Source organism: Streptomyces liliifuscus (assembly GCF_016598615.1).
GTDB lineage: Bacteria > Actinomycetota > Actinomycetes > Streptomycetales > Streptomycetaceae > Streptomyces > Streptomyces liliifuscus.
Genome location: NZ_CP066831.1, coordinates 12,757 through 38,266, shown reverse-complemented (window position 1 = coordinate 38,266; position 25,510 = coordinate 12,757). Strand labels below are relative to the sequence as shown.

The following is a 25,510-nucleotide window of genomic DNA, read 5'->3' as shown; positions in this document are numbered from 1 at the left end:
CCTGGGGGCGTCGAGTGTCACGCGGGCGATGCGCTTCTCGTTGACTCGCAGGCTCTTGTGTCCTGCGCCGGAGATCCGTCAACGGCTCCGGGGAGGGGCGGAGCCGTTGGCACGAGGTCACGACGGCGGCCGCCACGCGAATGTCCTTCGGCATGCCGCAACGATGGTGTCCCCACCGGGAGGGGTCCCGGAGGGGACGGCTGACGATCCCGTGCATGACCCGGCGCGGATCGCTTCGGACCGCCGGACCGCAGCACAGGGAGAGGCATGATGACCGGTTCATCGGACGACGTCCACCGGCTGGACCCGCCTCCGGACGAGCGCCCCGTACACGTCAACGCGGCCGCCACGCTGCTGATCCTTTCCGCACTGATCGCCGGCTCCATCGCTTTGGACGACCCGGAGATGACGCAGTTCGTGTACCTGCTCTTCTTCGTCACCATCGGTGCGGCCATCCGCTTCTGCAGGGGCGGACGCACAGCCCGCATCACGGCGACGGTGGCGGCCGCGCTGTTGTTTCTCTATCTGGGCCCGCACGTGGTGTGGGGGTTGCTGGACCCAGGTGGCTTGTATCAGCCGGAGTACGCGGTACGGGCCATCCTCGCCGTCATCGCCTCCGGCACCGGCGTAAGCCTCCTCTACGTACCGCGTAGCCGCGCCTACTTCGGCGCACACAGGCACCAGTCAGTTCGGTGACGCCTGCGTGGGCGACGACTGGGGGAGGAGAGCGTCGAGGTCGTGATTTCGGCGGACGGCAGTGTGGAAGTGCACGTCCAGGGTGTCGCCGGGACACGGTGCGTGGCGGACACCGACGAGTTGGTCCGGCTGCTCGGCGGGAGTGTGGAGCACCAGGAGCTCACCGAGGAGGCGTATCAGCAGGACGCGGCCGAGGAGCAGGACCGCCTGTGGCAGGAGAGGTGGCCGAGGCGGCATGGCGGGTGCGGCGTGCGTCGGGTCGCTCATCCTGATCCCCCGGTCTCGGCCATGGAACGGGTCCGGTGCCCGCATGGTGTGGCTCCATTCCTGGGAGGGCTCGCGGGGGCCGGGGGTATCAGGAGGCGAGGTACTCCCACTTCTGGGTCTTCGCACACTCTCCGAACCCGAAGCGCCTCGCTGCCGGGCCGATGGCCTTGGCTGCGTCCTCGTTGACGCCCATCTGCAGGGCCAGCACCAGGTCCATACCGAGCCGGTAGTTCTGCAACTGGCCCCTCAGATCGTCCAGGCCGGTGATGTAGTCGCCGACCTTGTCCAGCCAGCTGTCCAGTTCTGCCCGACCCGCTTCCGGCTCGGGCATCTTGCGAACCTGGTCGCGCAGAGTTTTCAGGAGGGCCACCCGTTCACGCAGTTTTGACGTGTCGCCGGCACCGAGGCCCTCTCCGTACGCCAAGTCACCCGCGAACCGCTTGTTGATCGTGCGGCATGTGTCGTCGGCGTTCTGGATCAGTTGCTGCTTCGGCGAGCCGGGAGAGGAGGAGCAGTCGGCGACGGCCGACACCACGAGTCCCATGACGGCGGCGACCACACTCATCACCTTTGGCATGTCTATGCAATGGCGCGCCCCCTTCGGGAGGGGTCCCGGATCGGGCACCGGATGCTATTGGCGTGAACACGACGCGGATGACTCGGACCACTGCCCGCCCTGCTGCAAACGTGGCCGCGGCCTCACGCCGGATTGCCGCGCGTGTTCGGCCGTACACGTTCGGGCGCGCAACTATCGAGAGGGAGACCACAGTGAAGTGGGCAGTTCGGCGGCCGCACGTCAGTCCTGGTCGGGTCGTGCGACTTCACCGACACAGCGAATCAGGACCGGGTCCTGCTCAACCTGATGAACATGTCGCTGCCGGCCCACCTCGGGGCGACCAGGCAGGGACGAGCAGAAGGTCCCCGGGGATCGGATCGGTCGTCTCGCCTGTCTCGTGGACGGTTATGGTGCCGGACCGCAGCGGAGCGCGTGCGGAGCGCGGGTCCCCTTCTGGTTCACTGCCTCAGCTTCGCGGTGCGCTCGAGCCGTCCATTACGGGCGATCGCGGCGGCGGAGAGGATCCGAGAGGCGAACTCCTCACCTGTCACCGCGGCATACCCACGGCGACGCCAACCTGACCGAGCCCATCGCTGCGTCACCGCTGGGGCTCCGCATTCGCTACTCCTCAACTCCTTTTCCACGTATGCAGCGTTGTTCGGCAGAAGGACTCGAGTTCCGCTGATTGTTTTCTGGCCACATCGGTCACCAGTCATCCGCTTCCGGGCGGGAGAGCTCTTCCATGGAGGGTCCGTGGGTGAAGACCTGGGGTTCGAGAAACTCCTGGACGACGAGGAAGGATTCTTCGCGCACCTGTTCGCGCGGTCACCGAAGGGAGCCGGCCGCGATCCCTTGTACGGCCCCGACCTTCCCGTGGTGCTGCTCACCGGCGGCCCCGGCATGGGCAAGGGGCGGCTGCTGCGCGTGGTGCGGGACCGTTTCGCCCCTAAGGTGCCGGTGATCCATCTGGACTGCGCCTCCCCGATGTACGCGGGCCGGGCCCGGCCGGAGCGAGGCGCCCGCTCGGACATCACCGAGGCTCTCTTCGAGATCGCCCGGCGGCTGTGCACCTGGCGCGGGACAGGCGGCTCGTTCGCCTTCCCACGGCTCTTCGCGGGCCTCGCGATGATCGCCACCAACGTCAGGGCGGGCACCCCCGCGGCGATCGCGACGGAGGTCCAGCGGTACCAGGAACTGCCCCAGCGGGGGCGCCTCCACAGCCTGGGCACGGGCGACGTCTGGCGGGGCGTGCTCCGCGGCACCATCCGCAACCTGCTGGGGATCCTGGCCGGGCAGATGCTCGGCCCCTACCCGGCGGCCGCGGGCACCGCGCTGCTGGACGCCCTCTTCGAGAGCCTGGCGCCCCGGGGGAGAGCGGAACTGGAACGGATCTACGGCGCGTATCCCAGCGCCGGCGGTCAGCGCGAGCACGGGCTGCTCGATCTCGCCATCGACTTCAAGAAGGGCGGCGAGGACCGCAAGCTCGCGGAGAACTTCCTCTTCCGGGCCCTGCGCGAGGACCTTGAGGCGTCGTACACCGGGGCATTCGGCTGGCTGAGCCGGGTCGGCCGTCCGGGGCTGCTGCTGGACCACGCCGAGACGCCCCTGGGGGAGCGGCTGCTGAGCGCCGTACTCATCGACCGCCGGCGCGGGCAGTGCGACCGCGTGGTGATCGTGGGCACGGCGCGACGGGAGGACGGCGGTACCTTCCTGCACGGCGGCCTGCCTGCCCGGGTTCCCCCGGCGGAGTTCCGGCCCGCCGACGGCGGCCCTCCCGCATGGTCTCGGTCCACGCTGTCGGGAAGGGACGGGGCACCGCTGGCCGAGGGGGTGCTCCTGCTGCGCATGCCCTTGCTCACCGACGACCAGCTCACCAAGGAGACCCAGCGAAGACAGCAGCGCGGGGAACCGGAGGGCGGCGCCAACCGCCGTCGTATCGATGCCGCCGTGGCCCGGCTGAGCGGCGGACGGCCGCACACGGTGATCCGGCTGGCCACCGCTGCCGCCGCCTTCCGTATGCCGGCCGACGCCAACGACCGGGACCTCCTGGACGCCCCGTTCCAGGTCCCCGGAGGCGCCCCCGAGCGGCCGGTGGCGGACGTACTGCTGAAGGAGCTGGTCCTGGACCAGCCGCCGGTGCGGCTGCCGGACGTACACCACGACCAGTGGCTCGATCTGCTCACCCACCTGTCGGTGGCGCACGACGAGGAGTGCGCGGACGTCCTGCTTCGCCACCATCAGGCGGGCCACGTCCATCACTTGACGGCGCATCAGGTCTCCCGGCATCTCGCCGACACCGGATGGCCAAGCTGCGAACGGCACTTCATCGGGGACTTCGGACTGCGCCAGCTGCTGGTGCACCGGCTGTACGGCCTCAGCCCCGGCGGCGGCGCCTGGTACGCCGACCATCACCTGCTGCGGGACCACTACGCGGGACGCGCGGCCGACGAGGGGGCGCCGAGCGGCGGGGCGTTCCGTTCGGTCACGACGCACCGGATGAACCACCACCTGGTCTCCGGCGGCGTGGACGACGTGGTCCGCCATCTGGCCACAACGCTGCCCGGTCGCCCCCGCGAGTGGTGCGCGGATCTGCTGGAGACCGCCCAGGCACCGTATCCGGGCGGCGCGGACGCCCGGCGGGAGCGTGCCCAGGGCCTGGTGCCGGTGGACGGACCCGCGCTGCGCCGCACCGTCGACCAGCTACTGCACGCGGTGTGGCTGTGCGAGGAGCGGACCAGATCGACCGGCGAGACGGCCGAAACCCTGTCCACACTGCTGACCCGACTCGTGGGCATGGACTTCGACGGCGCCGGACAACTCGACCCGACCGCCACGGAATGGAAAGCCCTGGCGGCGAACGAGCAGCCACTGCTGCGCTGCACCTGTACCCCACGGCTCGGGCAAGGGAGGTAACGGGGATGCCCAGATGGAAGAAGATCCTCATCGCGGTGCTGGTCCTGGGGCTGATCGTGGCGCTCGGCTTCACCGCCTGCGAACTCTCCCAGCGGGAGGACACCTGCGCCGACGGCGTCGTACGGAACAGCGGCGAGTGCATAGGCGTCAACGGCGAGGGCTACGACTTCGGTACCCCCGAGATCAAGGACGTGGCCCGGGCCATCGCCCAGGAGAACAAAAGGATCGACGACCAGCCCCGCGTCACGGTTGCGATGATGCTGCCGCTCCAGTCGAATCAGGCGGCGCTGCGCCGGCAGATGCGCAGCGACCTCCAGGGTGCGTATCTGGGGCAACGGCAAGCCAACGAGGGCGAGGGGGAACCGCCCAAGATCCGGCTGGTGCTGGCCAACCCCGGGCGGAACTACCGGCAGCAGGAGAAGGTCGTGGACACCCTGCTGCGGATGGCCGACTCACCGGAGGACCGGCTGCGCGCCGTCACAGGCTTCAACCTCAGCCTCAACGCCACGGAGGAAGCAGTCAAGCGTCTGACGGAACACAAGGTCCCAGTGCTCGCGTCCCGGATCAGCGGGGACCAGATCGCCAACGAGGAGGGGCTGGACGGGATGGCCCAGCTGCGGTTCCCCGGCCTGGCCCGGATCATCCCCACCAACCACGACGCGGCCCAGGCGCTGGCCAACTTCAACGGCGAACGGGGCCGGGAGAACCTCAAGACGGTACTGGTCTACGACAGGCGCCCCGACAGCTACAACGAGTCTCTGGCGAAGGCGTTCAGCGGGATCAAGGAGAACGGCCCGCCCGGTCCCGCCGCGATGTCCTTCGAGTCCCCGGCGATCGACGAGCCGGGCTCGACCGGCAACCAGTTCACGCAGACGGCCAACAACATCTGCGACTCCGAGGCCGACACCGTCTACTTTGCGGGGCGCACGCTGCACCTGCGGATCTTCGCGCTCAAGCTGGCCCAGGTGGGCTGCAAGGAACGGCACTACACCATCGTCAGCGGCTCCGACGCCGCCTCGCTGCGGCAGGCCATGACAGAGAAAGACTGGGGACAGCTGCGCGGCGAGGACGGCCACGCGAAGGTAACGGTGCAGTACGCCGCCCCCGCGCACCCGGACGCTTGGAATGCCGAGCTGGCCCGCTGGAACAAGAAGTGGGACATGGACCACAATCGCAAGCCCACCAGCGAGGAGCTCCCCCAGTACCTCGCCGAGCCCAAGACTGCCCTGGACACCCTGAAGAAGCGCATCGAGTCCACGCACAGTGAGGGGACGAACCTCGGCTCCGCCCCGAACCTGGAGGACTCCCGGACGATGCTCGTGTATGACGGCCTCACCACCATTGGCAAGGCTCTGCACCAGGTGGAGAGCGGCGGCGCCGAGGCGGTGCCCGGCCGTGAGGACGTCGGCAGGCAGTGGTCGCTGCTCCAGTCCCGCCACCGGGTGCAGGGCACGAGCGGTCTGATATGCCTGACCAGCGGCGGGAACGCGTACGACAAGCCGGCCGCGGTCGTCGAGCTGGAACCCGGCCAGGCGGGCCACGGCAAGCTGAAGTTCGTCGGCTTGGGCTGGCCCACCGGCCGGGAACAGCCGAAGAACTGTGTGATCCCCAGCAACACTTCCTGACAGGTGTTTCGCAACTGCTGGTCATGAGTGAACGGAACAGCGAAGGTCCCGACCACTGATCGGTCGGTAACGTTCTGACCTGCGGCGGAGTGGTCTGTTCATGGGATACGAACAGGCGTGGAAGGAGTCAGGAGCGTTGGTCGGCTCCGCCGGGGGTGAGGGCCGATTGAGGGTCCAACTGCTGGAGTTCGGCGAGCAACCCGCTCTGGCCAGTGATCAATTCGGTCAGGATCCGGCGGGCCGCACGCAGGAGCTCGGCCACATCGCCGCCGGCCAGGGCATAGCTGACGGTAGAGCCCTCCCGGATGGACACCACGATCCCGGAGCGGCGCAGTACGGCCAGCTGCTGGGAGAGACTGGACGGTTCGATCTCGATCTCGCTCAGCAGGTCGCGTACGGGGACGGGTCCGTTTTGCAGCAGTTCCAGGACCCGGATGCGCACCGGGTGTCCGAGCATCCGGAAGAACTCGGCCTTGGCCTGGTAGAGGGGGACCTGCATGGTCAATCGCTCCCTGCCGCATTCGACGGGCTGCATCCGGGCGCGGTGGCCCTGTACGTGCCACCGCAGGCGGTCTCGATGACCGATCCTGGTGCATCCGGCCCCGCACGCCCACGGGATTGGTCTGATCTCAATGTGCCCAGTTGAAGAAATCTTCAAGTCGTGGGCGTGCGGGGCCATGGAGCACGCGGTTTTCTACACGTCCAGTTGGGTCTCGACGCTCTTGAGCTGGTGGCGGGCCATTGCGAGGTTCGATTTCTTCTTGTCGAGCACGAGGTAGAGGAACAAGCCGTTGCCGCCACGGCCCTTGAGCGGCCGGAGGATGTGGTACTGGCTGCCGAGTGTGATCAGGATGTCCTCGATCTCACCCTTGAGTCCGAGGTGTTCCATGGTGCGGGTCTTGGCTCGGATCACGTCCGTGTTGCCCGCTGCCGCAACAGTCAGGTCGAGGTCCTTGCTGCCCCCCAGAGTGCCCAGCGCCATACCGCTGGTGTAGTCGACCAGAGCAGTTCCTAACGCGCCCTCGATCGAAGCCATGATCTCCTTCAGGCAGATCTCCACATTGCTCATACCGACGTCTCCTCCTTGTCATTGCGAGGCTCGGGCACTGCCCTCCTCGCCGATGCCCCGGACCCTACGTAGTGCCGCGGGCCGGCAGCTCTGCTGTTCCTGTACTGACTGAGGGAGCCCTGAAGAGTCGGATGATGCGATGTCTGCGACCGCTCATGCTCGGCGAATGACAACTGCTGCCGCGGAGGCCGAGGCAGGCGCCGTGAGCCGTGGTGGCTGCTGGCCGCCACCGCCAAACGGGAGGAATACTTCATCGGCGATGCGCACCATGGCCCCTGGATGAGGCGCACGATCTGCTCCGTCTGCTGCAGGCGACCGCCGGGGAGGACGGGCCCCTGTCGCCGGAGGCGGACCGGTGGGCGCAGGAGCTCGCCGCCCGCATTCCGCCGGGGAGCTGAGCGCGGCCGCGCCAGCGGCACGGTCAGTACGTGGGCAAATGGCCCACCGCAAGTGGGTGTAAGTGGCCCAGGTGTTTGGGCGGCTTCCCTCCTAGGATCGGAAACGTGATCACAACGGCACCTGTCAGCCGTCCTTTCGTCTGCTGCTGTGTGCGGTGGCGGACACGGGCGTACGGCGCTGGGATCGGTCACGGCGGGCGGTCGGCCTCCTGCGGGGCCGGTGCCTGCGCCTGCGCCTGCCAGGCGTGGTGTCCGCTCCCCAAACGTCCCCCTGCTCGGAGGAACCCCTCATGCAAGCCATCACTGTTCAGGACCGTGACGCCGGTGTCGGCGGTCTGGCCTTGTCCGAGGTGCCCTATCCGCGGGCCGCGGAGAACGATGTGATTGTGGAGGTCTACGCCGCCGGGTTCACCCCGGGCGAGCTGGACTGGCCCGGCACCTGGACCGACCGGGCCGGCCGTGACCGGACCCCGAGCGTGCCCGGCCACGAGCTGTCCGGCGTGGTCACCGAGCTCGGCTACGGCACCACCGGCTTGACAGTCGGGCAGCGGGTGTTCGGTCTGACGGACTGGTCCCGCAATGGCTCGCTGGCCCAGTACACGGCGGTCGAGGCCCGCAACCTTGCCCCGCTCCCGGCCGATGTCGACCACGTCATGGCCGCCGCGCTGCCGATCTCCGGGCTCACCGCCTGGCAGGCTCTGTTCGACCACGCCCGCTTGGTCACCGGACAGAGCGTGCTCATCCACGGCGCGGCGGGCGGCGTCGGCTCCATCGCGGTGCAGCTGGCCCGCGAGGCCGGTGCCCGGGTGATCGGCACCGGCCGGGCCGGCGACCGCGACACCGCGCTCGGCCTGGGCGCGGACGACTTCGTCGACCTCCAGGCCGGGAAACTGGAGGACATCGGCGAGGTTGACGTGGTGTTTGACGTGATCGGTGGCGAGATCCTCGAACGCTCCACCGCACTGGTCCGCCCCGGCGGCACCCTGGTCACCATCGCCGAGCCGGTCGCCGTCCACCCCCGCGACGGGCGAGCCGTCTTCTTCGTCGTCGAACCCGACCGGTCCCGCCTGGCCGACCTCGCCCAGCGGCTGCGGGACGGCCGCCTCAAGCCGATCGTCGGCGCCGTCCGGCCGCTCGCCGAGGCAGCCTCCGCGTTCACGCCGGACAAGCGCACCCCCGGCAAGACGATCATCCGCGTCACCCAAGACTGAACGGGAAAGCCCTGGCGTCCGGCGCGACCCAGCGAGCCCAGAACCCCGAAACTGCCGTCGCCCCCGGCAGCGCGCTGGGCCAGGCCATCGGCCGGTGGGGCAACTGGTTCAACCAGGAGCTGTACGGCAGGGCGACGACTCTGCCCTGGGGCCTGGAGATCGACGCGGAGCACCGTCCCGGGGGCATGCAGGACGTGGCCACTTACCATCCGACCTTCCTGTACGAGTCGTTGTGGAACCTCGGCGTGGTTGCTCTGGTCATCTGGGCCGACCGTCGATTCCGCCTCGACCGGGGCCGCACGTTCGCGCTGTACGCGGCCGCCTACACCGTCGGCCGCTTCTGGATCGAATACCTGCGGGTGGACGAGAGCCACGAAGTCCTCGGTCTGCGCCTGAACGACTGGACGTCGCTGCTGGTCTTCGCGGCCGCCGTCACCTTTCTCGCGGTCACGAGGCGGCGTCCGGCCGCAGACGGTGCCGCCGCCGACTCCGGCGCCTTGCCGACGCGAGAAGCAGTCGACAGCGGACGAACCGGCAGCTGAGCGCTGTGCTGAGGGGCCACAGGCCAGGCGCCTCCACGTTCGGGCAACGACACCCAGGCCGAAAGCCGCAGCCCCGCGCCACTCTGCCGGAGACACGGACCAGCCCTCTTACGGCGCGGGCCAGTGCCCGATGGCCGGGGTGCGGTCACCGATGTCCTCGGTGACGCAGGTGTTGCGCCGGCGGCCGAGGCAGATAGTGGATCTGTCGATGACGTCGCCGTTCTTGAGGAAGCAGCCGCCGTAGTGCATGCCGTGCTCAGGTGGCCGCCGCCTACGCTCTGGCCTGCGCGGCGGTGTGCACGATTCCGGCGATCGTGGTGAACAGGTCCCGCGTCGGGATGCCGTCGGGGGAGGGGCGCAACGCTCTCCACCACGCGTTCACCGGCCTGGTCGCCGGACTGCTGGCCGGCTTCGCCGCCCTGTTCGTCCGAGCGAGGGGATCGGGTCGACGGGGACTTCAGCAGGCCGAGGGTGTCAAGGCATGGGCCGCTCACCGGACTTGCCGGACTTGGTGGCCCTTCATGACGACTGAGGACGCGAACCGGGCGGTCGGCATTGTCCAGCGGACCCGAACCCTTCTCCTCGATCGCACCGCGGACCGGAACACCGCGGCGCGATCGGGGTTCGATGAGGGAGCGGGTACGGCTCGGAGTGCGGTCGTTGAGTGGGGCGGGGCCTGTGCCGTCGGGCGGGTTCGGCGAGGGCTGCCCCGGCGGCGGTTCGGGTGGTGTGGCTGGTTGTCGAGGGGGTTGTGTGCGGCGTGTTCGGTGGCGGCGGCGGACGGGTGTCGCATCTCTTCGTCTCTTTCGTCCCCTTCGTTGTCTTCGGGGTGCGGGTCGTGTGGCGCTGATGCAGTGCGGCAGGTCGGTTGCCGGATCTGTTTGACGGTCGGTTGGGTGGGGTGGCTGTGTTTGTGGCTGGGTGGTGTGTCGGTCACCGGCGCGAAGGGGACAGGGCCGTTCATGGGGTGGGTGCTGGTCTTGTGCCGGTGTCTAGGGGTGGGTGCGGAGTCCGTCGAGGATGAGGGTGAGCATGTGGGGTGCCCGGTCCTGGGGGGTGGATGTGGCGCGCCACAGGGCGCCGGTGAGTTGGAGGAAGTCTGCTGGGTCGGCGTCTGGGCGGATGCTTTGGTCCTTCTTGCCGGCGTCGAGGAGCTGGGTGATTGCGGCGATGACCGGTCCGTAGCTCTGTTCGCTGATTGCCTGGTGTGCGCCCGGGCCGAGGGCGTCGCCGAGGCCGTGCTTTCTGCGCATGGCCTCGACGAGGTCGGTGGTCCAGTGGCGGAGTGCTTCCAGTGGCGGCATTTGGGCCAGCAGGCCGGGCACGGTGCCGGTGATGCGTGCCACCTCGTCCTGGTAGACGGCCAGGACCAGCGACTCGCGTGTGGGGAAGTTGCGGTAGAGGGTGCCCGAGCCGACTCCGGCGCGCTGGGCGATCTGGTTGATCGACGTGCTGCCGTCCGCCGCGAGCGCTTCGCGTGCGGCGGCGAGGATGCGCGCCCTGTTCTCACGGGCGTCTGACCGGACCATGGGACCTCCCCTTGCTAAGTGGGGAGCTCTCCACTACGTTATGTGGGGAGCTCTCCACTTACTTTAAGGAGCGTCATGCATTACATCAAGCTCGGCACGAGCGGACTCGACGTGTCCCCGATCGCGATCGGCGCGATGACCTACGGCGAACCCGACCGCGGGCACCCCGTCTGGTCGAAGGGCGAACAGGACGCACGCCCGCTCATCAAGCACGCGCTGGAGGCGGGGATCAACTTCTTCGACACCGCGAACATGTACTCCAACGGTTCCAGCGAGGAGATCCTCGGCCGGGCCCTGAAGGACTTCGCCGACCGCGACGACGTGGTGATCGCCACGAAGCTGCGCCATCCGATGCGGCTGGGACCCAACGGCCGCGGCCTGTCACGCAAGGCGGTCATGACCGAGGTCGAGCATTCGCTGCGCCGCCTGGGCACCGACTACATCGACCTCTACCAGATCCACCGCAACGACCACTCCACCCCGTGGGAGGAGACCCTCGAAGCGCTCAGCGACCTCGTGAGGGCCGGCAAGGTCCGCTACCTCGGCGCCTCGTCCATGCACGCCTGGGAGTTCGCGAAGGCGCTGCGCCTGCAGCAGCAGAACGGCTGGGCGCGGTTCGTGTCGATGCAGGACCACTACAACCTGCTCGCCCGTGAGGAGGAGCGGGAGATGATCCCGCTGTGCCTGGACGAGGGCGTCGGCACGATCGTCTGGTCGCCGCTGGCCCGCGGCCGCCTCGCCCGTGCGTGGGACGACGCCCGCTCGACGGCGCGTTCCGAGACGGACGGCGCCTACGCGGACCTGCTCTACTCGCCCGCGCAGGAGGCGGCCAACCACGCGATCATCGACGCGGTCGGGCAGGTCGCTGACGCCCACGGCGCCGGCCGCGCACAGGTCGCACTCGCCTGGCTGCGCCGCCAGCCGGTCGTCACCGCACCTCTGGTCGGCGCCGGCTCGATCCGGCAGATCGACGAGGCGGTGGCCTCCCTCGGCATCGAGCTCACCGACGACGAGGTGCGCGCCCTGCAGGCCCCGTACACCCCCCGCTACGACTGGCAGGGCGTTTCGGACGAGGCCGAGATGGAGGCCATCCGCCGGCGCGTCCCCGGCATGGCTCTGGCATGAACCCCATTGTCCGCTCCGGCGCGGCTGCCCGCGCCGGAGCCCTCCTCATCCTTCTTGGCCCGCTCGTGTCCTGGACCGCCGAGTTCGTCACCGCCGCCGCATGGCAGGACCCGCCGTACTCGCCCCTGTACAACTGGGTCAGCCACCTCGGCCTGACCGGTCCGGCGCAGACCGCGTTCGGACAGGTCGCCAACTCCCCCCTCGGCGCCGTCATGGACACCGGCTGGGTGATCTACGGCAGCCTCCTGATCGTCGGCGCGTTCCTGGTGTTCGACCCGCGCAAGGGCATCCGCCCGGTCGTCATCCTGATCCTTGCCGTCCTCGCCGGCGTCGGGGTCTCGCTCGTCGGCATCTTCCAGGGCTCCAACACCAACGTCGGCAACGGCCTGATCGCCTTCCACACCGTCGGCGCGCAGAGCGTCATGCTCGCCGGCAACATCATGGCGATCGCCGTCGGAGCCGGCGGAACCCGCATCGGTCTCACCAGGGGCCGGTCGACCGCGAGCATCGCCCTCGGCACCGCCGGCCTGATCGCGTTCCCCCTCTTCATGGCCGACGTCTTCACCGGCTGGATGTGGAACATCGGTCTGTTCGAGCGCGCCGTGATCTACCCGATCATGATCGGCCACGCCCTCCTGGGAAGCAGCGTGGCCGCCGCCCAGCGCCACCGCGCGACGCACCCGCCGGCACCCCTTACTGCACGAGCCGTGAGCTGAGGAGAGACAGATGACACAGGTACTGGTCACCGGAGGAACCGGATTCATCGGGAGCTGGTGCGTCCTGACCCTGCTCGAGGCCGGGCACACCGTCCGCACCACGGTCCGCGACCTGCAGCGCGAGCCGGCACTGCGCTCCTGGCTCCACACTGCCGCACCGTTCGACGACGACCGCCTCACGGTCGTACGCGCCGACCTCGAACACCCCGACGGCTGGGACGCTGCCGTCGCCGGCTGTGATTTCGTCCTCCACGTCGCCTCGCCGACCCTGCGCCATACGCCGGCGAACGGCGACGAGTTGGTGGTCCCGGCACGCGAGGGCGTCCTGCGGGTGCTGCGCGCCGCCCGCGACGCCCGGGTGCGCCGGGTCGTCCTGACAAGCGCCTTCGGTGCCATCGGGATCGGGCACCCTCCGCGCTCGGCCCCGTTCACCGAGGAGGACTGGACCAACGTCGACAGCGACATCCCGCCCTACCAGCGGTCCAAGACACTCGCCGAACGGGCCGCCTGGCAGTTCGTCCAGGACGAAGGCGGCGGTCTGGAACTCGCAGCGGTTCATCCCGTGGGAGTCCTTGGACCCCTGCTCGGCCCGGACGACCCGCCATCGCTGCGTCTGGTGCGCAGAATGCTCGAGGGACAGGTTCCTGCGTGCCCTCCCTTCGGGATGGGCTTCGTCGACGTGCGCGACGTCGCGGATCTGCACCTGCGCGCGATGACCGACCCGGCAGCCGCCGGCGAACGCTTCCTGGCCGTCGCCGGGCACAGTCTGCGCGTCGTCGACATCGCACGCGTTCTGCATGCCCGCCTGGGTGAGCGCGCCGCGAAGGCCCGACCCGTGAACTGCCCGTGTGGCTCGCGCGCGACTGGGCATCGCGAACCCGGAACTGCGCTTGCTCAGGCACCAGCTCGGCCGGGATCTCAACGCCACAAGCGCCAAGGCGGAGAAGCTTCTGGGCTGGCGAGCACGTCCCATCGAGGACACCATCGCGCAGACCGCCGAGAGCCTCCTCGCCCACGGCATCGGAAAATGACGGGCTCACAACCGACCGACGCGGCAGCCGTGCGCGCCGAAGGTGCGTCGAACCGGTGGCGCGGCGCGCCATGTGCCGCCGGCTTACGGGGCCGGCCGATTGCCCGCCGGGTGAACTGAGCGTTCTGCGGTGCTGATGGCAGCGTCGCAGCAACCGTCGCGCCGGGCTTGCAGGTCGTCCCAACCGCCTGCGGCTGACATGCGCGAACAGGGCTGCTCGATGGACAACACGGGCTGCCCTGCGCTCGCCGGTTCGCGAGTGCAGGGCAGTCGTTGCCGTACGCCGCACGTCTACCAGCGCATCCCCAACTCATCGAGTTCTGCGCGGCGTTCGGGGGTGATTTTGGTGGCTCTGCGGCGGGTGTTGTCGAGCCATCCGCCCAGCTTCACCTCCGTGCCGTCCTCCATTCGTTCGACATGCTTGCGTCCCGCGTTCAAATGTCCTTCGCGGGTGTGGAATCGGCGGGCGGCGGCGAGGTGGGTTGCCCACCGCTCATCCTGCGACCGCCGCACCGGCCCGACCGCCTCACCCTCCGCCGCGGGCTCGATGCCGAGTGTGTTGGCCAGGAGCCATTGCTGTGCGGGTAGGAGCCGGTCCCAGCCGGTCCGTTGCGCGGCCGTCCAGGATCCGAGGTCTTCGCCCTGGACGATCACCTTGCCCGACACCCTGGGCAGACCGCCGCCGGCCCGCAGGTGCGTGAGGGTGAGACGGAAGCATCGCTGCCATCCGATTTCCCACGCAGGGCACCACCCCGGATCGATCGCCTCGAGCGCTTCCATGCGGCTTTCCGGCAGCTCGCCGGTGCTGGGGATTCCGGTCTCCCCGGCGGCGCGTCGTTCGGTGTTCTGGAGTGTCCTGCGGGCCGCTGCGCGCTGATTCTTGGTCCACGTCCCGATGGGGAACCCGTCCTCGGCGACGGCCGTGGCGGGTGGGAGCAGATGCCCGTGGGCGGCGGCCCAGGCGTGGGCGACGGTGAGGCCTTCGGTGAAGGCGGTGTCCCACGCCGACCACACCATCCCGAGCGTCTCCAGTTCGACCACGCGGGCGGCTTGGAGGGTGCCGGCGGTGTAGTAGCGGCGCAGGTCGGCGATCCACCGGCCCAGTGGATACCCGCCGACAGCTCCCCACTCGGTCGGGGCCGCGAACGTGTACGGCACCCGCAGCTCGGTGTTGCCGGTCTCGCGCAGCCACCGTGTGGCGGCTTCGATGCCGCGCCGCCAGTAGGCGCCCTCGGGATCGATGACCCGCAGCCGGATGAACTGCGTCAGCGCGAACGGATCGCGCTCCTCGCTGAAGCGCAGCACCCCGGCAGCCGCCCCGCTCACCCGCACGACGTCCTCGCCCTGCTGCTCCGGATCGTCCGCGTCAGGGGCGAACTCGCCCTCCGCGTCGTCGGGTTCGGCCGTGGGGCTGCTGTTGCGCAGGCGGGGATCGGCTAGGGCTTCGATCGTCTCTGTGTCGTGTGCCCGGAGAGCTTCCAGGACCTTGGTGAGGGTGCTGTAGGCATCCGAGGTCAGCATGTCGTCCGGATCTTCATCCGGCCCGAGAAAAACAGGAACGATCAGCGTGGCCAGTTTCCCGGCGCCGGGCTGCATCCGCAGCGCGCGCCCGACCATCTGCACGATGTCGACCATCGACCCCCGTGCGTCCGCAAACAGCACCGCATCACACTCAGCAGTATCAACCCCTTCACCGAGAACCCGGACGGAACTCAGCACCCGCAGCACAGCGGGAATGTCCCTGTCGCCAGATGTCGCCGCTCCAAGGAAGTCAGAGGCGAACTCCTCCAGCACCCGCCGCCGGTGGATGGGGGAGTGCTCCCCGTACAGCCAGTTGGCCCACACCAGCTCGGCGGCCGGGAAGGTGCCGGGGTCGTCCTCGGCGAGCCGGGCCGCGACCGCCGGCACGCCGGCCGCCATAGCTTCGGCTTCTCCGATCCGGCTGTGGAACGCAAGGACCCGACGGAACCGCTCCTCGACCGCTGCGCGCATCAGCCCGGCCTGGACCGCCGCCAACCGGGCCCCGCGGACCGCCGGGGAGCTGGTGTCCTGGCTCGTGAGGGCGGCGTGACGACCGGGTCCTGGATGTCGTCGCCCAGTCTTTCTGGGTTGTTGCTGTGGCTTCGAGCTGGGGTTTCTCAGTTCTTCTGAGTGTTGTTCGTGGCGGCCGGGGTGCTCGGGGTGTGGTTCTGGGTGGGGCCGTGGTGGCTGACCTGTGTGCATGGCGTCTGTGCAGGTTGGTTGATCGTGGTGCAGTTCCAGTGGGCCGCTACTAGATGGGATGGGTCAGGTGGTGTCGGGGTTGGTGAGGTCGTCGTGGGTGAGGATGACGAGGGTGGCTTTGCCGGCTTTGCTGGCGGTGGTGGTGGGTGGCAGGACGCGGACGTGGATGAAGTAGACGCGGACGCCGGAGATTTCGGTGTACGGGGGCCATACGCCGGGGGTGCCGTCGGTGGGCAGTTCGAGGAGCTTGTCGGTGATGTTGTAGATGACGAGGTAGGCGGTGTGCTTCCCGTAGTCGTGGGCGTACTTGACGATCTGGTGCACGCCTTTGACGAGGTAGCCCTTGCCGCGGCTGCTTCCGTCAAAGATCTTGCCGTCGCACACCAGGGGGTCGCGGCCGTCGAGTTCTCCGACGAGGTCGGCTTCGCCGGAGGCTGAGCGTGGTTTGGCGTGGGTGATGTGGTCGCCTTCGAGGAAGAGGAAGCGCTGCAGGTCGAGGTTGTAGACTTCTTCGCCGTTGGCGCGGTCGGCGTCGAAGCGGGTGTAGAGCTCTTCGCGGTCGAACCACTCGATGCGGGTCCGGTAGCGCTCGAGGGTGTGCAGGATGCTGCTTTCTGAACCGACGCGTTCGCTGAGGAAGTCGAACAGGGGCTGCAGGATGTCTTCGGCGAATTCCCGCCAGCTGTCCTGGTGGCGTCTTTCCATGCTGTAACCGATCGCGGTCTGCAAGCCAACATCGGGGTTGCTCGCCTCTTTTGTAGCGATGCTCTGCATCAGTTCCCAGATGAGTGTGGCTCGCCCTTGTTCGGTTCGGCTGGGCCAGACGAACCGGCCGCTGCGGGTCAGTCCGGTGCGGAACCGCTCGCGGTCGACGCCTGGTTCTGACTGGGACGCCTCTTCGAGGAGGCCTGTGAGGGCTGGTTGGCTGTTGATCCAGGTGACGGCGAGGTGGACTTCGTGGCCGGAGCTGGAGTAGGGCGCGGTCATGAGTTTGCGTAGGTGTTCGCGTACGGCGACCTGGAGGCGCTGCTGGTACTTCACCGGAAGAGGCCTTTCAGAGCTTGTGCGATCTGCTGCTGGACGACGTCGCCCGCATTCTGCGCGCTGCCGGTCTCGTCGACCAGCCAGATGTGGGCGTAGCAGCAGGGGCAGGTCACGGCGGTCTGGGCCACGACCTCTGAGTACCGGACCCACATCAGGTAGCCGCAGGCGGGGCAGGCCGTCTCGAGGTCCGCGTCGAGGAACTGTGTCGCGAGGGATTCGCCCATGACGGGATTGTTCCGTATGGGTCTGACAGCGGTGGTGTTGTCGGTTCCACCCAACTCGTGCCCGCGCTGAGTCGCCAGCTCGTCGAACGGCAGTCACGGGCCGCCCGAAAGGTCCTCATCAAAGACTCCCCTGCCCTCGACGAGGATCTGAAGGCATGGAGGCGAGAGGCAGCCAAGGAGCGTGCCTCGGGCATTGCCTTTGCACTTCTGAAGCCTTCGTCCTGCCGATCTTCTACTTCTTCAACCGTCGTGAACGCCGGAGACCGACTGGCCCGAGCCTGAGAACCTGCTGGGCGAAGACGAGAACGTGTGACGGCCGGTGTTGGGGGCGTGGTGGGTGTTGCGGCGTTGATGGTGTCGGTGGTGGCGCTGGGGGTGTCCGGGTGGGCGTCGTTGCGGCAGTTGAGGTTGGCGCAGCATGCCAACACGCTGCCGGTGCTGGTGGATCTCTTCCGTGAGCATCGAAGCGTCCGTCTGGCCGGGGCGCGGCAGTTCGTGCATGAGCGGTTGCCGGGGTGTGATCTGTCGGCGGGGCTGGACGGGGTGCCGGAAGCCGAGCGGGAGTTGGTGCGTGAGCTGGCCTGGTTCTACGACAACCTGGGTGCTCTGGTCGCGCATGGTGTGGTGGACATCGAGCCTGTCTCCGGGTACCTGGGCGGGGTCGGTGGTCTCGGTGTGGGAAGGGATGCGGCCGCTGGTGGAGGCGGAGCGGGCCAAGAGGGCGGGGAACGCCATGCCGGATCCGAACCGCTGGCAGGAGTACTTCGAGAACCTCTACCACCTGGTCCGTGAGATCCCCGCGGACCAGGCTCGTGCGCGTACTGAGCTGTGGCGCCTCCCGCGCCCATGATGCGTGACGCGGTGCTGCTCCAGACATTCACGCTGCCCGGCTTGCGACTCCTGCCATGACAGGCGACCGGTCACTGTCTGCCGACTTCGGGATCCAGATGTTCCCGGATCCGTCGGTAGAGGTCGGTGACCGGGGTTGGTGGGTTGGAGTGGTGGGCTGCGAAGTGGGCACCGACGCGGGGCTTGCTCCGGCCGTGCTCCTTTCTGGCCTGTTCGTACAGCTCGGGATCGAGCTCGGTGAGCAGGGCTTCGAATTCGCCGCCCTTGTTGCCGTCGGTGCCGAATTCGCGGGCGAAGGTGAACACGCCTGCTTCTTCCCAGTAGCCCTTCCAGCGGGTGAAGGTGTCGCTGGGGTCCGGTTGGCCGTCTGGGAGGAGGTTCTTGGCTGTGAGGTGTTCGTGCAGGCGGCTGCCGGGGCTGAGTGCGGGGCCGTCCGCGACGATCGCCCAGGGGATGCCGAAGGCTTCGAGGTAGTCGATGTAGCCGTGGAAGGCCGTGTCCCCGTCGACCCTCATCAGGCAGATGTTGGCGGCACTGAGGGGGCCCCATTCGGGACAGTGGGTGCTGTCCCACCACCGGCTCAGAGCGCCGGTTTCGGTGGCGCCTTCGCACAGGATGACTCCGGCGGCGAACAGCGGGGCCCGGGCCTCCGATGTGCCCAGACGCTGCAGCCATCTGGTCTGCTCCTGTGCAGGCAGATCCTGGGGTGTGCGGAAGACCTGGGTGCCTGACGGGTGAGGGGCCAATCGCACGATGCGGGAGAGGTCCGCAGGGGTGCTGGCGGGCACGAGATCGGCACTGTGGGTGATCACGATGCACTGGGCGCGGCGGGCATCAAGGACTGGGATGAGGCGGCGCTGGAGGGTCGGCTCCAGGTTGACGGCCGGCTCATCGAGGACGATGACACGGCCGGACTTGCCGGTGAGCAGGGTGCTCAGCAGGAGCGCTTCCTGGATGCCGGCCCCGGCGAAGGCGATAGGTACTTCGTAGTCACCGTCGACGACGGTGACATCGATGAGCATCGTGCCCGGTTCCTCGGGATCCGGGGATGCCTGCACACCCAACGCACGCCCGGTCAGATCAGTGAACAACTCCTTGGCCTGTGCATAACGCTGACGCAGCGCCAGAGGACCGTTCTTGCACCGGTACAGCTCACCGGCCACCCCACCGCCGTCCCGCAGGTCGAAAGAACGCTGAAGGGCCTGGTGGGAGAAGCGGCGTTCCAGCGGGAGACGGCGGTTGTCGGTGACCACGATGCCCTGGCGCAGGATCGCGGCCAGCACGTGGATGAAGTCGAAGGACCGATTGTCGATCTCACGCTCACCCAGCCTGGCTGCCAGGTCCAGCAGTGTGACGGGCAGTGGGCTGGATCCGTCATTCGGCGGTGTCACGCTAAAGGACAGAGCCTCGACTTGGGACGGCGGAAGCACCTTGGTGAAGTCTCCCAGGCCTGCCGGGCGTTGCTGCCACCAGTGGCTGAAGTTCCGGGTCTGGGCAGGTACCCTTCCTCGGGCATCGGTTGGGCCCAGGCGCAGGAAGCTGGACCCGCCCACGAGCTGGATGTGCCACGTGGCGTCGGCGTGGGTGAACTCCCAGGCTGCGAACCAAGGCTGGCTCCAGGCCGCGTCGTAGTGCACGTGAAGGGTGCCGGTCCACAGCGGGAACAACGATGCGGGATCGAGCTGGTCGCGTACCGCAGCGTCCAGTTGAGCTCGGGTTGGAAGGCTGGGGGAGGACGCGCTGTCCGCCCCGCATACGAAAGCAGCCCTGACGAAGGCGGCAACCAGTTCCTGCTCCCAGGCCTGATCAAGCTCGATCTTCACGGCGACCTGGAATGATGTGGCGCCGAAGCGTCCTGCCCGGTTGTACAGGCCCAGCCGATCGGCTGCCGGTCGGCCGCTGTAGTGCCCGACGACCGTACTGATCAGGTCCACCACCCTGCCCAGGTTGGACTTACCCGCGCCGTTCGGGCCAGTGACGATAATGGGCTGACCAGCCAAGTCCAGATGCAGGTCGCCGCACGACAAGAAGTCACGACAGCCGATACTCAACACTCGCAAGGGGGGCCACCTCGGATTTCCATCTCCGGGCATCCTTCCAAAAAGGGGTGGAAACTGCGGGGCTTTTGCGGCTACGCCCAGTCAAGCCCCAAGGCTGCGAGCGCCTGGCGCTTGTCGGCGGTGAGCTTGGCGCGGCGGCCTTTCTGGTTCATGATCCACACTCCGAGTTTGACCTCGGTCCCGTCGTCCAGTTGTTCTACGTGGCCCCTGGAGACCGTCACAGAGCCGGTGCGGGCCTTGTACTGCGCGAGGGCCGCCACGCCCCGCTCGAACGCGCCAGAAGCCGCCCTGGGGGCCTTCACCGGTGTTTCCTTCTCCGGCGGCAGGGGCACGACGCCGATGGCCTCCAGGCGCTCGCGCTGCCCGTCCATCAGCCCCTCCCAGACCTCACGCTGGCGCTGCTTGGCAGCAAACCGTCCGACGTCCATCCCGTGCACGGTGACGCCGGGCAGGACGTCGGCCTGGCCGCCTTCATCGCGGACCAGCTCCCGCAGAGTCGGCGTAGTGCCGCTGCCAGTCAGTCGGCCACGCCGGGCTCCAGTCCGGATCGATCTCCTGCAACGCGGCTTCCCACTCGGGGTGTTCGGCCAGCGCGCCCGGCCGGCGGAGATTGGACAGCCACTGCCCCACCTTCCGGTCCAGCGCCGTGGCTGAGCGGGGCGCGCTGAGTGTCCAGTGCTGGTTGTAGTACGCCTTCGCGGCCTCCAGGTTCACCTGGAACCGCTCATCCGTGAGGCTCCAGACCATGCCCAGCTTCTCCAGCCGCCGCGCGCGCAGGCCGGTCATCTGCCCCGCCCCGAAAGCCCGTCGCTGTTCTGCCACCCACTGCCCAAGGGGGTACGCGCCCTCCTTGTGCCCGTACGGAACCCTGGCGTGAAGCTCACGCTCGGTGAACGTCTTGAGCGCCGACCAGCCGCGCGCCCAGTCCTGCTTCTCCGTGTCGATCACGTTGAAGGACACCCAGTCCGCGACCATCACCGGGTCACGCGGAGCGGCAAAACGGAGCAGCAGACGGGATTCTTCCTCGCCCTCCTCGGGCGGCGGACCGATGTACTCGGACGGCTGCGCCACGTCCTTCTGCGGCTCCTGCGGAATCGCCAGCAACTCCACGGCCTCTTCATCGTGAGCCCGCAGACCTTCCAATACCTTCACCAAAGGCCGATACGAACCCGAGGTGAACATGTCCTCCGGTTTTTCTCCCGGCTGGAGAAATACCGGCACGATCAAAGAGGCGAGCTTCCCTTGTCCCGGCTTTTGACGCAGTGCCCGGCCGATGGCCTGGACGATGTCGTGCGGCGCGCCCTTGGGGTCCAGGAGGGCGACGCTGTCCACGGCCCTGATGTCGACGCCCTCACCCAGGACACGGCAGTTGCTCAGCACGGCCCGCTGTGCAGTGGACCCGAAGCTGCTCAGCACTCCCCGCCGGCGCTCCGGGACATGCTCCCCGCACAGCCAGTCCGCCCAGATCCGAGCGGGGTACTTCTCGGGCTGGTCGGCGTGCAGCTTCGCCGCCACACGCTCCAACCCCTCCGCATGAGCCTGTGCCTCTATCGTCCGGTGGTGGAAGGTGATGCACGTCGACAGATTGTGCTGAGCCATCGTGTGCAGCAGCGCGGCCTGCAAGGCTCCGAGCCGCTGCCCCCGCACCTTCTCACTGCGCCGCTCCTCACCCATCAGCCGCTCGGGCGTGACGACCGGGTCCTGGAGCTCCAGCACGATGATCTGGTACCGCGCCAGCAGACCGCGCGACACGGCAGATGCGAGTGACAGTTTGTACAGGACGGGCCCGAACACCTTCTCGTCATCCATGGAAGCCGCCATCTCCCGCGGCAGCGGGTCACGCCCCCCCTCGGCAACCTCCCGGTTCTGCCGCTCCTCCCAGATCCGCGGCGTGGCCGTCAGGTACAGCCGGCGGTAGGCGGGGATGACGGTCTGGTCGTGGATGTCCGCCCACGCCTTACCCATCGCCCCCGACGTCCGGTGCGCCTCATCAACCACCGCGAGGTCCACCGGGGCCAGCTGCTGGCCGTAGGCGCCCTCGAACGCCTCCGCCAGGACACCCAACGACGCGTAGGTGGCGTAGATGGTCACCGGCCCCTGCCCGTGCCACAGCGCCAACTGCACCGGGTTCGTCGTGGAGCGCACCCGCAGGTTCCACAGGTCCGGGTCGTCCTGAAGCGAGCACACGGCAACTGCCGGCCCTTTGTGCCCGGCCTCGTGCCACGCCCTCACCGTCTGTGCCAGGAGATCCAGCGTCGGCACCAGCACGAGAACGCGCCCCGCGCGCACAAGCCGCTTGGCGGAAGCCGCCGCGATAATCGTCTTCCCCGTGCCGCACGCGGCGTGCACCTGCCCGCGCAGACCGTTCGGGGGGATGCCGGTCGGCGGTACGTCCAGACCGCGCACGATCGCGGCCACCGCCTCGACCTGGTGGCTGCGCAGCTTGGTCCCGTTCAAGAACTGCCCCTCTCCTGCGCGTTGGACCGCCGGAGGCTGTCGAGCCGCTCCTGGCAAGTGCCCTTGCTGCCCCGTAGGTTGCGGGCGACCTGGCGTGCCGTCATCCCCACTCCTTGCCAAGAGCGCCATCCTGGGGCCGGATGAACCGGATCATCTATCTGGCGATGCCAAGCCAGCACTCTACCTCATTTTAGTCCAGGTTAACTGGAAGGCTAAATGTTGGGTTAAAGACCTGCTAGCCTCGGTGGTGGAGGTAATCACGTATGGCATCCGAGGAAGAGCTGTTCGCGTCGGTCGATGCGCTGCTGGAAGAAGAGCCACAGCTGCCGTCTCCGGCCGAGCGTGCCCGGCTGCGGGAGGCCGCCGGCATCACGCAGGCCCGTCTCGCGCAGGCTTTGAAGTCGACGACACAGTCGGTGAAGAACTGGGAGAACGGCCGCTCGGAGCCGAAGCCGCCGCGTCTGGAGGCCTACCAGAGGCTGCTGAACGGCTGGGCTGCCCGTTTCCCCGCGCACGGCACGCCGCCCGTCACCACGCCCACTGCGCTCCCAGCGCCGAAGCCGGCCGCGGAGACGGTGTCCGGCCCGGCGGCCGCGCCGGACGCCACAACTGCCGAGCCGGTGGAAGAGCCCGCGGTCCAGGCCGTCCCGGAGCGGCCGGCCGCGCGCCCGGCAGTGTCGTCACGCCGCCCCGCCCGCACGCCCGCGGCGCCGAACACTCGCACTGATCCGCGTTTTGCGCACGGTCCGCTCGCGGTCTTGGACGGCGACGGCACCGCCTACGGTGTCGACGGCGTCATGCTCGACTGCCCCGCGACCACGGTTGTGGAGTTGGTGGAGTGGACGCTGCGCGAGTCCGGCATCGGCGCCGCGAAGCTGAACCGGTACGGCAAGGACTCCGATCCGCTCATCGTGCTCACCGCGGCGGCCGCGGTGAAGCTCGGGCTCCCCGAGCGCCTGGAGGGCCACGAGCAGCGCCGCTCGCTGCGCCTGCCCGCCGACCACCCGGTCGTCAAGCAGGTCCTTCGCGCGAAGTGGCAGCTCACCCAGCGCGGCTTCGGCCCGTGGGCAGGGTCTACCGCAAGGCCCAGGGACGCGAACGGCAGTGCGTACAGCTCGCGGTCCTGTCCTGGGACGCCCTCGACGAGCGCTCCTGGCCCGGCGTCACGGACATGGAGCCGGCCGACATCGCCCGCGTCCTGGGCATCTACGCGACCCGGGTCATCACCCCCCGCGGCAGCACAGCCGTCTCCGGGCTGGAGCTGATGACGGCGCTGCGCCCGCCCACCCGGGCGGTGCAGGAGAAGGAGACCGGGAACTGGGTGCCCGGCCACAACCCCGGCAGCCTGGGGACGCAGCCGATGGACCCGGCGCCGCCGGAGAATCGCCTTGGAGCACCCGTGGTCGTGAACTCCGGCTGGACGGGCGGCTTCCTCGATGAGGAGGCCTACCAGTGGGTCCGCGACGTCGGTCTGCTGACCGATGAGGAGTGCACACTGCCCTTCGCGGTCGGCCTGGACCTCAACACCGCGTTCCTCGCCGCAGCCGCCCGCCTCACCGTGGGACTGTCCGCCCCCGACCACTTCCACACCCCGGCGTTCAACCCGAAGATCCCCGGCTCCTGGCTGGTCGACCTGTCCCACATCGAGGTGGACCCGCGCCTGCCCAGCCCCTTCACACCGGCCGGCGTACGCCCCGAAGGACCGGCCTGGTATCAGACGCACACCGTCGCCTACGCCCAGGAGCTCGGCTACAACGTCCACCCGATCGAGGCGTACCTGCGCCGCGAGACGGGCGCGTACCTGGACCCGTGGCACGACCGGCTCAAGACCGCCTATGTGGACACGCTCGCCGACCTCGGCGTCACCCGGGACCTGGACGACCGGCAGTTCCTCGCGGCGATGGAACAGCACAAGAACACCGACCCGGCGATGGCCGCCGTGCTGGCCGCGGTCAAGGCGACCGTGAAGGGCGGGGTGGGCAAGCTGCGGGAGCGCCCGCAGGGCAAGTCCTACCAACAGGGCGAGCGGTGGCCGGCCCTGGAACGCCCGACCTGGCGCCCCGACATCCGCGCCGCGGTCATCTCCAAGGCGCGCGTGAACATGCACCGCAAGCTCACCAACATGGCCAGGATGACCGGCCTGTTCCCGCTGGCCGTGCTCTCCGACTGCGTCGTCTACCCCTCGCCCGGGGAGAGCCCGCTGGACTTCCTGCCCTACGCCGCGTCCGGCAAGCCGCAGCCCGGTGGTTTCCGCCTCGGGCCCACCCCGGGCCTGGCGAAGCTGGAGGGCGTCCAGACGATGCTGTGGGCGGTCGACCTGATGGAGCAGGGCCTCAACCCGGCCCGCCACATCAAGGGCGGCGACGCCGTCCTGGACGAAGGCGAGTAGACGATGGCCGGAGAGATCGACGACGCGATCGAGCGCGCCGACCGCGAGAGCTTCACCCGCGAGCCGCCCAAGACACTCAAGGGCAAGATCGGCTACCTGCTCAAGCAACTGGGCAGCGCGAAAGCCGTCGCACAGGCGATCGGCGTCACCGCCGACTCCGTCAACCGCTACCGGCGCGGCGCCCGCAAACACGCCCGCACCGACGTCGCCGCGAAGATCGACGACGCGGTACGGGCCCGCTGGCAGCCACAGGTACGCAAACGCCGCCAGCGCCAAGCCGCCGCCACCGGCGGGATCACCGTGGAGACCAGAGCCCGCTTCGGCTACACCGCGCCCATCGGCACCACCGACGACGGCCGCTTCCGCCGCCTCACCGTGCACCTCCCCCCGGCCTACGCACAGCGCCTCTTCGACGCCCGCGACCAAGGAGCCAGCGACCAGCAGATGCGTGGGATCATCGCCGAAGGATTCAAGGAAATCTATTTCCAGGACGGCGGCAGCCGCGCCACGGGACTCTCCGACGTCGAAATCAACGACATCGACTACCTGGATCTTGATTTCTAATCCGTAGCCGTTCATGGCGGGCC

General features: G+C 68.7%; 19 protein-coding genes and 4 pseudogenes. 13 read left to right on the top strand and 10 right to left on the bottom strand.

The window, feature by feature from the left end:
• Positions 1–270 precede the first annotated feature (270 nt).
• The gene (locus tag JEQ17_RS00175; protein WP_200393239.1) at positions 271–696 is read left to right on the top strand and encodes a hypothetical protein; all 426 of its coding nucleotides are present in this window, start codon (positions 271–273) and stop codon (positions 694–696) included.
• Between the two features lie 42 nt (positions 697–738).
• Positions 739–1,149 carry a DUF2997 domain-containing protein gene (locus tag JEQ17_RS50780; protein WP_200393238.1) on the top strand — a complete coding sequence of 137 codons (411 nt, stop codon included), beginning with the start codon at positions 739–741 and terminating at the stop codon, positions 1,147–1,149.
• Here the strand turns inward: JEQ17_RS50780 and JEQ17_RS00165 are convergent.
• Positions 1,052–1,540, bottom strand: coding sequence for a hypothetical protein (locus JEQ17_RS00165; protein WP_200393237.1), 489 nt, complete (start codon positions 1,538–1,540; stop codon positions 1,052–1,054). The two genes, JEQ17_RS50780 and JEQ17_RS00165, sit on opposite strands and share 98 nt — an antisense overlap.
• Positions 1,541–2,272: 732 nt before the next feature.
• Between JEQ17_RS00165 and JEQ17_RS00160 the strand changes: the two genes are divergently transcribed.
• Together JEQ17_RS00160 and JEQ17_RS00155 are read left to right on the top strand one after the other, a co-directional pair.
• Positions 2,273–4,432 (top strand): nucleotidyltransferase family protein, encoded by a 2,160-nt coding sequence (locus JEQ17_RS00160; RefSeq protein WP_200393236.1) that lies wholly within the window; start codon positions 2,273–2,275, stop codon positions 4,430–4,432.
• 5 nt (positions 4,433–4,437) lie between these two features.
• Positions 4,438–6,057, top strand: a complete 1,620-nt coding sequence (locus JEQ17_RS00155; RefSeq protein ID WP_200393235.1) for an ABC transporter substrate-binding protein — start codon at positions 4,438–4,440, stop codon at positions 6,055–6,057.
• A 127-nt stretch (positions 6,058–6,184) separates the two neighbouring features.
• Here JEQ17_RS00155 and JEQ17_RS00150 read toward each other — a convergent pair whose 3' ends face one another.
• On the bottom strand, positions 6,185–6,556 hold the full coding sequence (locus tag JEQ17_RS00150) for an ArsR/SmtB family transcription factor (RefSeq protein WP_200393234.1): 372 nt from the start codon (positions 6,554–6,556) through the stop codon (positions 6,185–6,187).
• 195 nt (positions 6,557–6,751) lie between these two features.
• The gene (locus JEQ17_RS00145) at positions 6,752–7,126 is read right to left on the bottom strand and encodes a hypothetical protein (protein WP_200393233.1); all 375 of its coding nucleotides are present in this window, start codon (positions 7,124–7,126) and stop codon (positions 6,752–6,754) included.
• A 209-nt stretch (positions 7,127–7,335) separates the two neighbouring features.
• On the opposite strand from JEQ17_RS00145, the gene JEQ17_RS50775 reads away from it, so the two are divergent.
• The 3 genes and pseudogenes from JEQ17_RS50775 to JEQ17_RS00135 all read left to right on the top strand — a co-directional run.
• On the top strand, positions 7,336–7,524 hold the full coding sequence (locus JEQ17_RS50775) for a DUF6417 family protein (RefSeq protein WP_407700024.1): 189 nt from the start codon (positions 7,336–7,338) through the stop codon (positions 7,522–7,524).
• A 290-nt stretch (positions 7,525–7,814) separates the two neighbouring features.
• Positions 7,815–8,735: an NADP-dependent oxidoreductase gene (locus JEQ17_RS00140; RefSeq protein ID WP_200393232.1), complete on the top strand. Its 921-nt coding sequence runs from the start codon at positions 7,815–7,817 to the stop codon at positions 8,733–8,735.
• Between the two features lie 53 nt (positions 8,736–8,788).
• Positions 8,789–9,277, top strand: a pseudogene (locus JEQ17_RS00135) (prolipoprotein diacylglyceryl transferase); the annotation flags it as partial.
• A gap of 108 nt (positions 9,278–9,385) precedes the next feature.
• Here JEQ17_RS00135 and JEQ17_RS00130 read toward each other — a convergent pair.
• The gene (locus JEQ17_RS00130; RefSeq protein ID WP_200393231.1) at positions 9,386–9,526 is read right to left on the bottom strand and encodes a hypothetical protein; all 141 of its coding nucleotides are present in this window, start codon (positions 9,524–9,526) and stop codon (positions 9,386–9,388) included.
• A gap of 743 nt (positions 9,527–10,269) precedes the next feature.
• Positions 10,270–10,806, bottom strand: a complete 537-nt coding sequence (locus JEQ17_RS00125; RefSeq protein WP_200393230.1) for a TetR/AcrR family transcriptional regulator — start codon at positions 10,804–10,806, stop codon at positions 10,270–10,272.
• 75 nt (positions 10,807–10,881) lie between these two features.
• Between JEQ17_RS00125 and JEQ17_RS00120 the strand changes: the two genes are divergently transcribed.
• From JEQ17_RS00120 to JEQ17_RS00110, 3 genes and pseudogenes are all read left to right on the top strand, one after another.
• On the top strand, positions 10,882–11,931 hold the full coding sequence (locus JEQ17_RS00120; protein ID WP_200393229.1) for an aldo/keto reductase: 1,050 nt from the start codon (positions 10,882–10,884) through the stop codon (positions 11,929–11,931).
• Positions 11,928–12,647: a DUF998 domain-containing protein gene (locus JEQ17_RS00115; RefSeq protein WP_200393228.1), complete on the top strand. Its 720-nt coding sequence runs from the start codon at positions 11,928–11,930 to the stop codon at positions 12,645–12,647. The genes JEQ17_RS00120 and JEQ17_RS00115 overlap by 4 nt, the downstream gene beginning before the upstream one ends.
• A gap of 10 nt (positions 12,648–12,657) precedes the next feature.
• Positions 12,658–13,678, top strand: a pseudogene (locus JEQ17_RS00110) (NAD-dependent epimerase/dehydratase family protein).
• 290 nt (positions 13,679–13,968) lie between these two features.
• On the opposite strand, the gene JEQ17_RS00105 reads toward JEQ17_RS00110, so the two are convergent.
• The 3 genes from JEQ17_RS00105 to JEQ17_RS00095 form a co-directional block, all read right to left on the bottom strand.
• A complete protein-coding gene (locus JEQ17_RS00105) occupies positions 13,969–15,597 on the bottom strand; it encodes a helicase associated domain-containing protein (RefSeq protein WP_234047952.1) in 1,629 nt (542 codons plus the stop codon).
• A gap of 366 nt (positions 15,598–15,963) precedes the next feature.
• Positions 15,964–16,941 carry a hypothetical protein gene (locus JEQ17_RS00100; RefSeq protein WP_200393226.1) on the bottom strand — a complete coding sequence of 326 codons (978 nt, stop codon included), beginning with the start codon at positions 16,939–16,941 and terminating at the stop codon, positions 15,964–15,966.
• Positions 16,938–17,168 (bottom strand): hypothetical protein, encoded by a 231-nt coding sequence (locus JEQ17_RS00095; protein ID WP_200393225.1) that lies wholly within the window; start codon positions 17,166–17,168, stop codon positions 16,938–16,940. The genes JEQ17_RS00100 and JEQ17_RS00095 overlap by 4 nt, the downstream gene beginning before the upstream one ends.
• A gap of 330 nt (positions 17,169–17,498) precedes the next feature.
• Between JEQ17_RS00095 and JEQ17_RS00090 the strand changes: the two genes are divergently transcribed.
• A complete protein-coding gene (locus JEQ17_RS00090; protein WP_200393224.1) occupies positions 17,499–17,960 on the top strand; it encodes a hypothetical protein in 462 nt (153 codons plus the stop codon).
• Between the two features lie 128 nt (positions 17,961–18,088).
• Here JEQ17_RS00090 and JEQ17_RS00085 read toward each other — a convergent pair whose 3' ends face one another.
• Both JEQ17_RS00085 and JEQ17_RS00080 read right to left on the bottom strand, forming a co-directional pair.
• The gene (locus tag JEQ17_RS00085) at positions 18,089–20,071 is read right to left on the bottom strand and encodes an AAA family ATPase (RefSeq protein WP_200393223.1); all 1,983 of its coding nucleotides are present in this window, start codon (positions 20,069–20,071) and stop codon (positions 18,089–18,091) included.
• Positions 20,072–20,148: 77 nt separating this feature from the next.
• Positions 20,149–22,534, bottom strand: a pseudogene (locus tag JEQ17_RS00080) (Helicase associated domain protein).
• A 263-nt stretch (positions 22,535–22,797) separates the two neighbouring features.
• Here JEQ17_RS00080 and tap point away from each other — a divergent pair.
• Together tap and tpg are read left to right on the top strand one after the other, a co-directional pair.
• Positions 22,798–24,923, top strand: a pseudogene (gene tap, locus JEQ17_RS00075) (telomere-associated protein Tap).
• Positions 24,924–24,926: 3 nt separating this feature from the next.
• Entirely contained in the window at positions 24,927–25,487 is a 561-nt protein-coding gene (gene tpg / locus JEQ17_RS00070) for a telomere-protecting terminal protein Tpg (RefSeq protein ID WP_200393222.1), read from the top strand.
• Positions 25,488–25,510 lie beyond the last annotated feature (23 nt).